The 14,439-nt window shown below is 37.8% G+C and carries 14 protein-coding genes; 11 read left to right on the forward strand and 3 right to left on the reverse strand.

From position 1 onward, the window contains the following. Positions 1–185: 185 nt before the first annotated feature. Positions 186–995, reverse strand: coding sequence for an alpha/beta fold hydrolase (locus ACIQ38_RS02950; RefSeq protein WP_402817724.1), 810 nt, complete (start codon positions 993–995; stop codon positions 186–188). Between the two features lie 274 nt (positions 996–1,269). Between ACIQ38_RS02950 and ACIQ38_RS02955 the strand changes: the two genes are divergently transcribed. The 4 genes from ACIQ38_RS02955 to ACIQ38_RS02970 all read left to right on the forward strand — a co-directional run bounded on the left by ACIQ38_RS02955 (position 1,270) and on the right by ACIQ38_RS02970 (position 5,853). Next, positions 1,270–2,019 (forward strand): gluconate 2-dehydrogenase subunit 3 family protein, encoded by a 750-nt coding sequence (locus ACIQ38_RS02955; RefSeq protein ID WP_402817726.1) that lies wholly within the window; start codon positions 1,270–1,272, stop codon positions 2,017–2,019. A gap of 21 nt (positions 2,020–2,040) precedes the next feature. Next, positions 2,041–3,753: a GMC family oxidoreductase gene (locus ACIQ38_RS02960; protein WP_402817728.1), complete on the forward strand. Its 1,713-nt coding sequence runs from the start codon at positions 2,041–2,043 to the stop codon at positions 3,751–3,753. A gap of 190 nt (positions 3,754–3,943) precedes the next feature. Continuing rightward, complete coding sequence (locus tag ACIQ38_RS02965; protein ID WP_402817731.1) at positions 3,944–4,645, forward strand: gamma-glutamyl-gamma-aminobutyrate hydrolase family protein; 702 nt, start codon at positions 3,944–3,946, stop codon at positions 4,643–4,645. A gap of 212 nt (positions 4,646–4,857) precedes the next feature. Further along, complete coding sequence (locus ACIQ38_RS02970; protein WP_402817734.1) at positions 4,858–5,853, forward strand: M23 family metallopeptidase; 996 nt, start codon at positions 4,858–4,860, stop codon at positions 5,851–5,853. A 108-nt stretch (positions 5,854–5,961) separates the two neighbouring features. Here ACIQ38_RS02970 and ACIQ38_RS02975 read toward each other — a convergent pair whose 3' ends face one another. Then, the gene (locus ACIQ38_RS02975; RefSeq protein ID WP_402817737.1) at positions 5,962–6,300 is read right to left on the reverse strand and encodes a DUF5658 family protein; all 339 of its coding nucleotides are present in this window, start codon (positions 6,298–6,300) and stop codon (positions 5,962–5,964) included. A gap of 171 nt (positions 6,301–6,471) precedes the next feature. On the opposite strand from ACIQ38_RS02975, the gene ACIQ38_RS02980 reads away from it, so the two are divergent. Beyond that, positions 6,472–6,936 carry a divergent PAP2 family protein gene (locus tag ACIQ38_RS02980; protein ID WP_402817740.1) on the forward strand — a complete coding sequence of 155 codons (465 nt, stop codon included), beginning with the start codon at positions 6,472–6,474 and terminating at the stop codon, positions 6,934–6,936. 101 nt (positions 6,937–7,037) lie between these two features. On the opposite strand, the gene ACIQ38_RS02985 is transcribed toward ACIQ38_RS02980, so the two are convergent. Beyond that, a complete protein-coding gene (locus ACIQ38_RS02985; protein WP_402817743.1) occupies positions 7,038–7,529 on the reverse strand; it encodes a YusW family protein in 492 nt (163 codons plus the stop codon). Positions 7,530–7,770: 241 nt separating this feature from the next. Between ACIQ38_RS02985 and ACIQ38_RS02990 the strand changes: the two genes are divergently transcribed. From ACIQ38_RS02990 to ACIQ38_RS03015, 6 genes are all read left to right on the forward strand, one after another. After that, on the forward strand, positions 7,771–9,462 hold the full coding sequence (locus ACIQ38_RS02990) for a mechanosensitive ion channel (RefSeq protein WP_402817746.1): 1,692 nt from the start codon (positions 7,771–7,773) through the stop codon (positions 9,460–9,462). A 152-nt stretch (positions 9,463–9,614) separates the two neighbouring features. Further along, the gene (gene ytxJ, locus ACIQ38_RS02995; RefSeq protein WP_402817749.1) at positions 9,615–9,947 is read left to right on the forward strand and encodes a bacillithiol system redox-active protein YtxJ; all 333 of its coding nucleotides are present in this window, start codon (positions 9,615–9,617) and stop codon (positions 9,945–9,947) included. Between the two features lie 16 nt (positions 9,948–9,963). Beyond that, positions 9,964–10,782: an STAS domain-containing protein gene (locus ACIQ38_RS03000; protein ID WP_402817752.1), complete on the forward strand. Its 819-nt coding sequence runs from the start codon at positions 9,964–9,966 to the stop codon at positions 10,780–10,782. Positions 10,783–11,155: 373 nt separating this feature from the next. Beyond that, entirely contained in the window at positions 11,156–12,304 is a 1,149-nt protein-coding gene (locus ACIQ38_RS03005) for an acyl-CoA dehydrogenase family protein (protein WP_402817755.1), read from the forward strand. A gap of 18 nt (positions 12,305–12,322) precedes the next feature. Then, positions 12,323–12,907 carry a TetR/AcrR family transcriptional regulator gene (locus ACIQ38_RS03010; protein WP_402817758.1) on the forward strand — a complete coding sequence of 195 codons (585 nt, stop codon included), beginning with the start codon at positions 12,323–12,325 and terminating at the stop codon, positions 12,905–12,907. A 34-nt stretch (positions 12,908–12,941) separates the two neighbouring features. Beyond that, positions 12,942–14,438, forward strand: a complete 1,497-nt coding sequence (locus ACIQ38_RS03015; protein WP_402817761.1) for a class I adenylate-forming enzyme family protein — start codon at positions 12,942–12,944, stop codon at positions 14,436–14,438. The last annotated feature ends 1 nt before the right edge of the window (position 14,439 follow it).

Genomic DNA, 14,439 nt, shown 5'->3' on the forward strand with positions numbered 1-14,439 from the left:
TACCCTCTCTCTTTATATAAACTAACTATTCTGATCATTATATTGAAGCGTATCATACTCATCGCTATTAATAAATAATTATTTCAAGTATATTTCAGGTGCCAGGCACCCACACAACTCTGAAACTATTCAGACAATTTAAACTGTTCACTAAAAGTGTGATTTCCTTCGTGAAATAGCTTTTTTTAAGTAATAAACTTCGCAAGTTCTTCGTTAAACTTATCCATTTCACAATAAAATAGTCCATGGCCGCTGTATTCGAAAGGTATTAATATGGAATTTTTAATGCTACGATGCATTAATTCGGCGAAATCAAAGGAGCAAACTTTATCTTGTTTCCCATGTAAAATGGCCGTTGGAACGTTTATACGTCTCAGGTCATTACGCAGATCTTCGTCTCGGAGGGAAACTAAACATTTTGCGGTAGCATTACCAGATGCAGCTAAGCCGAGATCGTGAAACCAATCTATAAAACTCTTTGATAAGTAGCGCGCAAAGAAAATATCGCCAAAATCACTTAACATTTTAGGGCGATCTGTATATGTTTCTTCTATTAATTTATCTACTTCCTCGACTGTTTTTCCAAATGGGAAATCTAGCCGTCTTGTGAAAACAGGGGCAGCAGCGCCAATTAAGGCTAGTTTTGATACTTTATACCCGCTGTATCTTGCCATATATCGAATAGAAATAGCCCCTCCCATCGAGTGCCCGGCAAGTGTTATATCTTCAAGGCCAAGCGTATCGATAATTACGCGGATATCGTCTGCCAATCGGTCATAAGTGTATCCGCTCCACGGTTTACTCGATTTTCCAAAGCCTCGAATATCGATTGCAATACAACGGTAGCCCATTGCGGGAAGTTGGTTAAATTGATATTCAAACATTCGATGATTTGCGGGCCAGCCATGGATAAATAGAATGGTTTTATTCGAAGTTGAGTTAATATCCTCCACAAAAATATTCACACCTTTTTCCACTTTTACATAATAACCCATCTATACTCCCCCCAATAACAACTCAAAATTTCCACCCTACTAATGTATGAACAATGAAATAGGGATATTCGAAGTTTGTTACAGAATTATTACGGGTGCCTGGCACCAGAAATAATTGTAGTAGTTTAGAGCAATAAGTTTAGGGTAAACATTAGTTGTGTGAAAAAAATTATAGAAAAAATATTTATAATGATGATTGATTTTGGGTATATTTGTCTATGCTTTTGGGGAAAGGATAATTTTTGAAATCATTATTTTTAAGGAGACTATGCGTATGTCAGAAGAGAAGAAAAATCTAACAACAAGAAGAGACTTTTTAAAAACGTCTGGTGTTGCTGCTGGTGCTTTAATCGGTGGAGGGCTAATTGGTGGATTGGTTGGTTATAACGTCAATGATAAAAATCCAACTACTGCCCCAAATGGTACAAGCCCAAGTGATCATACGCAACATGCGAATGCCGGGTTCCAGTTTTTCAAAAATAATCGAGATTTTGAGGTGCTTTCCAATGCGACGGAGCGTATTTTTCCTAAAGATGATTTAGGACCGGGGGCAATCGAGTTAGGAGTTCCTTATTTTATTGATCGACAATTAGCGGGTCAGTATGGAAGCAACTCGAGGGAGTATATGCATGGTCCATTTGCAGTAGGAGCTCCAACACAAGGCTACCAAAGTCGCTTAACACGTGCTGAAGTGTTTAAGCAAGGAATTGAGAAGTTGGAAGCAGAGGCTAATAAAAGATTTGAAAATGGATTTTCAAGCCTTGAACCGGAACAAATGGATGAAATTTTAAGTGCATTTGCGAAGGATGAAGTGAAAATGTCCGGAACGACTGCTGCATTTTTCTTTAAAATGCTTCGAGCTGCAACTTTAGAAGGAGCTTACTCCGATCCGATGTACAGTGGAAACAATAATATGGATGGTTGGAGAATGAAAGAGTTCCCTGGACACCAAATGTCCTACATCAGCGTAATTGAAGATGAAAAGTTCCAAAAAATTGAGCCAAAGTCGCTTGGCAGTATGTAATAACAGAGAGGGGTATTACTAATGGCTACTACATTACCAAAAGTGGATGTTGTAATTGTTGGATTAGGTTGGACAGGCGGTATAATAGCTGCTGAATGTGCGAAAGCGGGACTAAAGGTTCTTGGTTTGGAGAGAGGGGAAGCTCGTAATACGGAAGATTATTTGAAAGTCCATGACGAATATCGATACGCGGTTCGATATGAGTTAATGCAAAACCTTTCGAAAGAGACGATTACTATTCGAAATCACCGTAAAATGCCTGCCCTTCCTATGCGGCAGTTAAGTTCTTTTTTGCTGGGAGAAGGACTTGGAGGTTCCGGAACGCATTGGAATGGTCATTCATGGAGATTCTTACCGTATGATTTTAAGATTAAAACGATGACAGATGAAAAATATGGTCCTAATAAATTATCCAATGATTATTTGCTACAAGATTGGGGAGTTACCTACGAGGAATTAGAACCTTATTTTTATAAATATGAACAAACACTTGGGATTTCTGGTGATGATACGAACCCTTTTTGGGGAAAACGAGCGCAACCATTTCCAACGCCACCGATGAAAAAGACTCCAATTTTAAAGAAGTTTGAAAGCGCTACACAAAAATTAGGCTATACGCCGTTTATGTTGCCTTCTGCCAATTTATCTGAACCATACACAAATCCAGATGGTGCTGCCATAAACTCCTGTCAGTATTGTGGTTTCTGTGAACGCTTTGGCTGTGAATACGGTGCCAAGAGCTCTCCGGAAATTACTGTAATACCAACCGCAGAGAAAACGAACAACTTTGAAATGCGCTTCCGTTCAAATGTCGTGGAAGTAATTAAAAATGGCAATAAAGTATCTGGTGTTAAATATTTAGATACACTTTCTGGAGAAGAATTTATCCAGGAAGCAGAAGTAGTGGTACTAGCAAGTTATGTGATGAATAATGCAAAACTGCTCATGGTGTCGAATATTGGTGAACAATATGATCCTGCGACAGGAAAGGGTACGTTAGGAAAGAATTATTGCTATCAGATTTTACCAGGTGCTAATGGTTATTTTGAAGAGCAAATGAATACGTTCATGGGTGCAGGCGCGCTCGGTATGACGATTGATGATTTTAATGGAGATAGTTTTGATCATAGCGATTTAGATTTTATTCATGGGGCAAGCATTTCCCTAACGCAAACAGGTTTTAGACCTATTGAAACAAATCCGATTCTACGAGATTCACCTACATGGGGAGCAGAATTCAAGAAGAATTCTATTCATAACTTCACACGAACACTATCAATTGGTGGGCAGGGAGCATCAATGCCACATAAGGAAAATTTCCTTTCTTTAGATAGTAATTATAAAGATGCATACGGGTTACCGCTTCTTCAAATGACCTATAATTTTACGGATCAAGATAAAGCGTTGCACAAATATTTAACAGAAATTTCACTTAATATTATGAAAGAGATGGGTGCTAAAACGGTCGAAGGTAAAAATCCTATCACCGATTACGACATTGTTGGTTACCAAACGACGCATAATACGGGTGGGACTATTATGGGAGCGAGCCCCGACAATAGCGTAGTAAATCCTTACCTACAACATTGGGATGCGGAAAATTTATTTGTCGTTGGGGCAGGAAACTTTCCACATAATGGTGGTTATAACCCGACAGGAACAGTTGGAGCATTAGCTTATAAAAGTGCGGAAGGTATTATTAAATACAGTAAATCAGGTGGATCACTCGTTTAAATTATATTTAAAGTATGTTTAAAGACCAAGAACATGGATCTAAAAATCCAACTAGTTCTTGGCTTTTTTTGTGTTACAAATGTGTTACGGGTGCCAGGCACCCGTAACACATTTGTAATAAATATATAGTGGTTGTACTCCGATGAGGGATTTTGGAGTATGATGGAGGAAAGGGTTTGGAGGGATTTGTTTGAAGCCAGTTATTGGTGTTTCGTCAAATTTGAAGGAAAAGGTTCTATCGGTATCTACAGATAATATTGATGCGGTTTCTAGGTTTGGTGGGGTTCCCATTGTGCTGCCTAATTTGCAGGAGGATGGGATTGATTTGATTGCTGAGAAGATAGATGGGCTTATTTTGACTGGCGGAGGAGATATTGATCCGACTTTGTTTGGGGAGGAACCGCATCAGCGTTTGGGAAGTATTGTTCCAGAGCGGGATGCGTTTGAAATACAACTTGTTCAAAAAATGTTGGAAAAGAATAAGCCGATTTTAGGAATTTGTCGGGGTGCTCAAATTTTAAGTATTGCTGCAGGCGGGGACATGTATCAGGATATTTATTCGCAATCGACGGAGCCACTTTTGCAGCACGATCAACAAGCACCAAATTGGCACGCATCTCATTTTGTGCAGGTAACAAAAAAATCCATTTTAAGTAGCATAATTGGAGTGGAAAAGTTTAAAGTGAATAGTTTTCATCACCAAGCGGTCCGTAATATTCCAAATGGATTTATCGTGGGTGGACTAGCGAGCGATGGGATTATAGAAGCTTTTGAAAGTGAAAACCATTCGTTTGTTATGGGGATACAATGGCATCCGGAGAGCTTGTTGTTGAAAGATGATTTCGTTTCCGCATCAATTTTTAGATGTTTTATAGATGCTTGTTCAAATTGAATTTATTGGATGAATATAGAAAACGACTGCTTGCGTGTGGTCGTTTTTTTTATGACTGGCTTTATTTCTAAATCGAAAAGTTTCATTGACCATTATGAAAACTTGTATTTGCTTAATGTAACCGATTATTGGTTAGAAATTCATGTTTTATTTATTCATGAAAAAAGGTCAGCGGGGAAAGCTACAATGTATAGAAAAAGGAGGTATTTTGTTTGATTAGCTGGATTAGATTGACGTTTTCTACATTTGTTTTTGTCTTTCTTCTTTCCACGGCTGTTTTTGCTGCTGAAGAACCATCAAGGGAGCAAATTTTAGAAAAACGAATGGAATACTATATAAAATATTCGAGTGACGTTTTGCCTTGGTATTATTTGGCTGCAATTGATCAGTTTGAACGCAATATCCAGGAAGTTAGGAATGATATTCCAAAACGCGAAGGAGCTGTTGCTATTCAGTTTTCCGACGATTATTGGACAGGTTTACTGAACCCTTTGCGTGATGATACAAACTTAACTTCGATTGCATTTTTTAATGGCCGTGGATTAGATGGCAATAAAGACGGAATTGCTGATCGAGAAAATGATGATGATGTAATGTTTACTTTAACCGAATATTTGATGCAGTACGGGATTATGGAAAAAGGTTTTGAAAAAGCGTTGAAGGAATATTATCAACGTGATGATACGGTCAAGCAAATAATGACGAATGCAGATATTTACAAAGAATTTGAAACGTTAAATTTAGATGCACGTGCTTTTCCACTTGGTATCAATCACAATTACAGTTATAGAAGCACATGGGGTGACTCAAGAGGCTGGGGCGGCAGGCGAATGCATGAAGGTACTGACTTGTTTGCATCTTACAGTGTTCCAGTAAAGTCAACTACTTTCGGCAAGGTAGAAGTGATGGGGTGGAATGATTATGGCGGATGGCGAATCGGTATTCGGGACGTAAATAATACGTATCATTACTATGCCCACTTATCTGGATATACGAAAGATTTAAAAGAAGGAGATATACTCGAGCCTGGCACAATAATCGGTTATGTTGGTAGTTCGGGATATGGAAAAGAAGGTACATCCGGAAAGTTTCCACCGCATTTGCATTACGGTATGTACAAATACAATGGCCGAGTCGAATGGGCATACGACCCTTTTCCTTCTTTAAAAAGATGGGAACAAATAGAAAAAAGCAATAAAAATAAATAACACCAATCCAGCAGCTTTTGAGTTGCTGGATTTTTATTTAAAGTATTGCAGGGGAATTATTACAGTATTGTTACTGATGCCAGGCACCAGTAACAATACTGTAATAATCTAGAGGCTGGTGCTGATTATTATGGTGATCCAATAGAGATGTTGGAATAGGACAAATGTGTAGAGCAGTAGTGCGACGATGATTAGGAATTGCATGTATTTTTTCGGTTGAAGTTTGGTGATGATATACATAAAAAGAAGCGGGAGAATAATTTTTATGGAATAAAAAATTGGAATATTGGTTTCGTATACGAAGCGCATTAGTGGATTTGCTTCTGAGATATGACCTTTTCGAATGCCGAAGTCGGTAGAGATGGAATCAAAAATAGCAAGCAGTAAAAGGAAGAATGTAAGAACTAGTGGCTTTTTTAGAAAAGGGAGTCGAATGTTTTCATTCAAGAGTGTTATATTCCTTTCTATTTTTGATAAGTATTTCTTTTTCTACTGGTGTTATTATGTGGAAAATATTGTTTGATTATACGTAATGATAAAGTGAAATATGTTTATAGGATTAATTATCCTTCAAATGGGTAATGTAAAAAGAGGATATATACTAGGTGGAGGCTTCTAATGACAAAGATGAATCGTGGAATTATTACTGCTTTATCGGCAATTGGATTAGCTCAAGGTTTGAAAATAATAACGCATAAAAAACTTACGGGAAAGTGGGATCTGAAACAAGCCCTCACTACCGGGGGAATGCCTAGTTCGCACTCAGCGGGAGTTGCTGCTCTTGCCTCATACGTAGCTGCTAATAAAGGAACTCGTCATACCGAAACAGCATTGGCAGTTGTATTTGGTGCTATCGTTATGTACGATGCACAAGGAATCCGTAGGCATACTGGAGAAATCGCACAGTTGGTGAATGATTTGGAGGATAATATTGCCACTTTGTCTGGTAATTTTCCAAGTTTTGAGTATGTGGAACGAGAGGAAGAACTAAATGAGTTGCTCGGACATCAGCCGGTAGAAGTAGCGGCAGGTGCTATTTTAGGAACAGCATTTGGAATTTTATGTGCGAAATTGGAAGATTGAAATGGTAGCAGGTATAAGAAAAGTATACGAAAAACCAAGTCGCTAAAATTACAGACTTGGTTTTTCTTGTTTTGTCGATTATCTTTACTTGGTTCAGATTACTATTTGCTGTCCACGTAAGATTTAGTTTCTCCGTCTTCAAATTCAATTTCCAAATCGAAATTATTGTAATCTGGTACATCAAAAGCCTTAGTTACTTGATCAATCACTTCTTCTTTACTCATGTCTTGGGTTAACTGTAGGTCTGCAAAAACTTGTTTCAATAAGGTATATGCGGCATCTCCTTTTAAGTCTGCAGCAACTTGCATATTTTTATATATTACTTCAGTTATAGCAGAGTCGCCGTAGCATTCTGCTATAACTGATTCTGTATTGTTTGGTGTATCGATATGAAGATTAAAATAACGGAATCCAAATTTGAGTTCTGGATCTTCTGAGGTCAGTGTTTCTTCGACTGTTTCCTCTTGTTCAGGCTCGTATGCCTTTCCAGTAGGCACATTTTCATCTGTGTCATCGTTATTTCCGCAAGCTGCAATAAGCAGAGTGGATGATAATAGAGTAGTTGCAAGTATTGTATGTTTTTTGTGCTTCATGTATATTCTCCTCTCGAGCTGATTAAGTCTATTATGTATAGATAACCTTAAATCATAAGTGTTAAACAAAAGCGAGAATGCAAGAGTGAGAAAGAACGATGGAATATTACAGGGGTGTTACGGGTGCCTGGCACCGGTAACACCCCTGTAATAATTGTTTGAATAGATGTGTACGGGGTAACAGAGTATTGTGAATGATTAAAAGTTTAATAGAAGGTTGAATTTGAAGGAGGAGGAAGCAATGTTGGATGAGTACTATTGGAGAGAGAGCCTTTCCTTGTTACCAGAATTGTTGATAGGTTTGGTCGTTTTATTAATAGGCTTTTTTATCGCAAAGCTATTGGACAACACAACGTATAAGTTATTGAGGAAATTTCATGTGAATGAACGTTTAGGGAATACAAAGTCTAAATGGACGGTCGAGAAAATCATTAGTAAAGTGGTTTTTGCTATTGTTCTCATTTTCGCATTTGTTTTATTCTTTAATATATTGAATTTGAATACGATGGCGACGCCGTTTATTTCTATGTATTCAGGATTGACTGGTGCATTTTTAAATGTCTTAAAAGCGGCCTTGATTTTATTATTTGCTTGGATCTTAGCAACTGTCGTAAAAAAGGTCATTCAAATGGCTGGTTCGAAGCTAAAATTGAATAAATATGTTGGAAAAACGGGCGTTGATCCTCAGCAAGTGGATCAAACGAAGTGGACGGATACTGCAGCGAATGTTGCATACTATTTAATCTTTTTATTATTTATCCCTGCAGTATTAAATGCATTAGGGATTGATGGGTTAAGTGGTCCGTTCGAGGGGATGCTTGCTAGTTTCTTTAACTTTGTACCTAAGTTAGTATCAGCTGCTATTGTGTTGGTTATTGGTTGGTTTGTTGCTAAACTCGTTCGTAACTTAATAGAAAAGTTTTTACAGTCAACAGGAGCAGACCGATTGGCGGACAAGCTGAAGTTTTCGGGCTTTATTGAAGGGACTAGTGTGTCGAAAGTCTTCGGCATTGTCGCATTTGTCTTTATTATGATACCTGTCTCGATTACTGCACTAGAGATTTTGGACTTAGAAGGAATCTCTGCACCTGCTATTGCCATGTTGCATAATGTTTTGGCAATGTTACCGAAGATTTTTGTAGCGATCGTGTTAGTGTTAGTTGGAATAGTCATTGCAAAATGGGTTAAAAATGTCGTTGTCGCATTACTTGAAAAACTCGGTGTGAATTCAGTATTTAGTAAGATGGGGCTCCAATCAGGTAACAGTACTGCGCCATCTTTAGCGACATTGTTGGGCGTAATTGTGCAAGTTGTCATTGTTTTATTATTTGTGGTAGAGGCTTTACAGTTGTTGGAGCTAGAGTTTATGGTCATACTGGCAACTGGAATTTTTGCTTATTTACCATCTGTTTTTGCGGCAATTGTTATTTTAGCCGTAGGGTTTTGGTTAGCGAATATAGTAGAAAAATTGGTCGGCAGTTTATTGACACATGCTTCGGGAAGCCCACATTTCTTACGATATATTGCGAAATATGCGATTTTGGCATTTGCCTTTTTTATGGCACTAGACCAGTTAGGAATTGCTGCTTCTATAATAAATTCTGCGTTTATCCTAATTTTAGGAGGATTAGCATTGGCATTTGGTTTGGCCTTTGGGTTAGGAGGACGAGAGCACGCGGCTCGCTATCTGAGTAAAATGGAGAAAAGTTTAGAAGAAGCAGAAGTTTCGAAGGAAAGGTATGAAGCGGAAAAAGAGTGGGTGAAAGAATCTTTTAAGGAGAATATGCAAGATTCTAAAGAAAGGAAGCTTAGCCCAAGTGAAACAAATGGCTATTTAGATGAATCTCCGGATACAGGGTATAATATTCCATCAACGGATGATCTACATCCTTATGAAGATTTACCACCGACTGATGAACGATCTGATAAATAATCTTGGTGTCTAAAAGTCCTAGTGCAACTGCGCTAGGACGTTTTTAGGAGAGAGAAAAGTAAAATTTTTTGGAAGTATAGGATGTTTGGTGAGCTAAGTTTTGTATAATAGAATATAAAGCTTTGGATAAATATATTGGAGGGATGGTTTTCATGGTAGCATACACGGAGATTAGTTCAGTTAGTCAGTGGAAGGATGTCTTGGAGGAGTCGAAGGAGAACCCGGTTTTAGTGTTTAAGCACAGTACGACTTGCCCGATAAGTGCGTATGCGTATGGTGAATTTACTTCTTTTGAATCTCCAGTGGAAACTTATTTAGTTAAAGTAATCGAAAATCGTTCGGTGTCTAATGAAATTGAAACTGATTTGGGAATCCGTCATGAGTCACCGCAAGCATTTTTAATTTCCAAAGGGCAAGCGTTCTGGAATGCTTCCCACCGGAAGATCACTAAAAAGGAATTAAAAATAGCGACTGCATCTATATAGGAGACGAGGAGAACGAATGGAAGAGGTATTAAGAGTCGGTCAATATTTAATAGACAATGCCGAAAAAATTGTAAGAGATATGACTGAAAAAGGAATGAAAAATGTAGACTTTTCAGTAACAGAGGAAATGTTGGAGCGATCTATCAAGCATAACATAGAGTTTTTAGTGCTTTTAGCAGAATCTTTTGAAGATACAGAGGAAGCAGCAGAAGTCGAATTAATTAAATGGAGTAAACATGTTGGAGAACAACAAGCGGCTATGTTCAATCAATTTTCTACATTCATTAAACCATTTGCCAAAAACCGCTTAATGTATTTGGAATATATTACACAAATTTCTATCAATCATGGGTTATCAACTGAGGACGTAGTGAAAATAAATAACCGCATTGGTTATTTGATGGATGTGAGCATGATTGAGACGATTAATGCATATGAGGCTTATCACGATTCTTTAATAGAAGAAAGACAGAAAGAGATAAATGAATTATCAGCTCCGATTGTTCCGATTCAACAAGGAATTGCCGTATTACCGTTAATTGGTATTATGGATTCATCACGTTTTCAATATATAATCAATCATTTAGTGCCTTCAATACCGCATCGTTCAATGGAGCATTTAATCATTGATTTTAGTGGCATTTTAACGATTGATTCCGAAGTTGCTGAACAAATTTTCATTCTTCATAGTGTCCTCCAACTGTTAGGCATCCATGTCATGTTTTCAGGGATGCGGCCGAATCTATCGATGGAAGTTGTACGAGCAGGCATTGACTTTTCAAACTTTCAAACGTTTAGTAATGTGAAACAAGCGGTGGATAGTGTGAATCGTTGAGACGTTAAGAATTGCGCAATACTTACAGTGCTCGTACATATAATAATTTGCATTCCCCAAAAACCATTGAATAGTATCAAACCTCCTAAATAGAGCCATCTATAAGGAGGTTTTTTCTTATGTGAGAAGGGAAAAAATAGATTTTTTGTTACAGGAATGTTACTGGTGCCTGGCACCAGTAACATTTTAGAGATTTAAAAATTAAACGAAATTTGGGTAGATATTTTTGCGATTATGAGCGTATAGTACAAAGTAAATATTTTCATTCAAAATTTAAACTTTGTTCAAAAAAGTATTTACATTTAGAAATAGAGTAGTATGATGTACTTAAATATAGAATTTTCAGAATAAAAAATTAATGGAGGTAGGATAATTGAAAGCATCTTTTATTACGGAAGAGCATGAGTTATTTCGGAAGTCTTTGCGGAAGATGTTAGATAAAGAAGCGTATCCATTCTTTGATCAGTGGGAAGTGAATCGAGAAATTCCAAAAGATTTTTGGTTAAAGATGGGGGCAAGCGGTTTTTTATGTCCATGGGTAGATGAAGCGTATGGCGGGCTTGGGTTAGATTTTTCGTATTCGATGATTTTGAATGAGGAGTTAGAAAAAGTTGGACAGGGAGTATCAAGTGGGATATGTTTACACTCTGATATTGTAAGCCCTTACATTTCGAGTTTAGGAACGGAAGAACAAAAGCAAAAATGGCTTCCTAGTTGTGTGAGCGGGGATTTAATAACTGCAATCGGAATGACAGAGCCAGGTGCTGGATCGGACTTAGCTGGTGTGAAAACGACCGCTCGTAAAGATGGAGATTTTTATATTTTGAATGGGGAAAAAACATTCATCACAAATGGTCAAATAGCGGATATCGTCGTTGTCGTTTGTAAAACGGATTCAAATGCAGAGCCGGCACACCGAGGCATCAGTTTACTCGTTGTGGAAAAAGGGATGGAAGGATTTTCTTATGGAAAGAAACTTAATAAAATTGGCATGCATAGTGGCGATACTAGCGAGTTAATATTCGAAGACGTGAAAGTACCTGTAGCTAATTTGCTTGGGGAAGAAGGAAAAGGGTTTTATTACCTTATGCAAAACTTACAGCAAGAACGTCTAGTTGTCGCAATTCAATGCCAAGTAGAAGCGGAAGAAATGCTTCGAATCACAATGGACTATGTAAAAAATCGGAAAGCTTTTGGTCAATCGATAAGTAAATTTCAAAATACGCAATTTAAGATAGCAGAAATGGCGACCGAAATAGATATTGGTCGAACGTATATTAATCATTTAACTGCTCGTCATATTGCAAGTGAAGACATTGTAAAAGAAGTTTCTATGGCAAAATGGTGGATTAGTGAAATGGCTAAACGAGTGGCAGCAGAATGTTTGCAACTTCACGGTGGCTACGGGTATATGGAAGAATACGAGATTGCGAGAAGATACCGAGATATCCCAGTAGCGAGCATATACGCGGGCACAACGGAAATTATGAAAACCATTATTGCTAAGAAATTAGATTTATAAATGAAAGGGGGTATCATCATGAAGCTCTCAGAGAAAAAACTGTATAAGAAAAAACAAGCAATTATACTATCTGCAGTTAAAATCGTGAACCAAAAAGGATACCAAGGTGCAACGATGGAAGAAATTGCTGCAGAGCTTCTCATGACGAAAGGCTCTCTCTATTATTATTTTAAAAATAAAGAAGATCTCATATTCCAATGCCACGAAATGGTGTTAGGACAAGCTATTGGTGAGTTACAAGACTGTTTTAATGAAGATATATCGAATGAACAGAGACTACGCAAAATGATTGCCATCCACATCCGATATGCAATTGAAGAAAAAGAAACCTTTAATATGATTATAAAACCGGATCAAACCTTTTCGAAGAATCAGCTTAGCCCGATATTAAAAAAGCGAAACGAATATGCGTCCTGGTTTGATCAGGTAATCCAAAAAGGAATTGCAGAAGGAGATTTCTCCATACAAGAACCTAAAATTGCAAGAATGTTATTACTTGGTTCCATGAACTGGATCCAACAATGGTATAGTCCCGATGGGGATAAAACGATTGAGGAATTACAAGCACTGTATGCAGATTATTTGTTAAAAGTAGTGAAGTAATTAATATCATTAAAACCAAAAGGAGATTTGATCTATGTTCGTTACCGAAAAGTTAGCATTACACGCAAAAGAACAACCCGACCATCTGATTTCTCAATTTAATGGGAGAAGTACAACTTACTCCAAATTTTACGAGCAGGCAAAAAGATTAGCCGGTTATTTTCAAACAAAGGGTTATCAGAAAGAAGATATTATTGCAGTTTACTTGAACAATTCCGATTATTTCTTAGTCTGTTATTATGCGTGCCAACTTGGTGGATTTAGCGTGATGCCTGTAAATACGAAGCTTGCTGCTCCTGAGGTGGACTACATATTCACTCATTCGGAAGCGAAGGCGATTATTTATGGAAAAGATATGGAGTCAGTTTTGAAAGAAATACCGGAAACATTTGCAAAATTTCAAGATGCGATTGTAGTAGATGAAAACAAAGGTTTAATTGACATATTGGAAGATGCGTCTATTACATTCGAGGAAGTAGCTGAGAGTGGAGAACGTGCAAGTGTCGTTTTTTATACTTCCGGAACGACTGGTAAACCAAAAGGTGTTCTGTTAACAGCGAGTAATGTGAGAGCTGTTGCACAAATATGGGGAGAAGCAATGGAACTAAACGCTCAAGACCGGATGCAAATAGTCGCTCCATTATTTCACTGTGCAGCGAGCCATGTTTTTAGTATTCCTGTTATTTATGCTGGTGGCACAATCGTGATAGAGGAAGGATTCTCTCCTGAACGAGCACTACATACGATGGAACACGAGGATATTACGATATTTTTTGGGGTTCCAGCCATGTACAGTATTTTATTGAATACACCCAAAATGGAAAACTTGCATTTACCTAATCTTCGCCTCTTTACTTACGGGGCAGCCCCAATGCCATATGAATTAGTTCGCAAAGTCAAAGCATTGTATCCAAATGTGAAAGTTCAAAATTTATACGGACAAACAGAAAATTCCCCAGCAGCTACCACACTAAAAGACCATTATGCATTAGAAAAAGTCGGGTCTGTGGGAGAACCGCTACCACAAACTGAAGTACAAGTAGTAGATGAATTTGGAGAATCATTACCAGTTGGACAAGTGGGAGAAATTGTAACAAAAGGACCACAAGTCATGAAAGGCTATTTGAAAAATGACGAAGCGACAAGTAGGACTATTCAAAACGGCTGGTTGTATACAGGAGACTTAGGCAGATTTGATGAAGATGGGCTGCTTTATATCGTGGATCGTAAAAAAGATATGATTATCCGTGCTGGAGAGAATGTGTATCCGGTAGAAGTAGAGGAAGTGTTATACCAAATTCCCGAGCTTTTAGAAGCAGCGGTAGTTGGAATCCCACATACCGTTTACGGAGAAGTTCCGAAAGCTTTTATTGTGTTAAAAGAAGGGCGAACGCTTACAGCAGAAGAGATTATTTCTTTCTGTTCGAAACGATTGGCGAAATATAAATTACCGGAAGAAATTGTATTCATCGACATTCTTCCTAGAAATGCGAGTGGGAAAGTACTGAAAACTGCTTTACGAAAAGAATAAG

Origin of the sequence: Psychrobacillus sp. NPDC096389 (assembly GCF_044762855.1) — a bacterium.
In the GTDB taxonomy this organism is placed as follows: Bacteria; Bacillota; Bacilli; order Bacillales_A; family Planococcaceae; genus Psychrobacillus.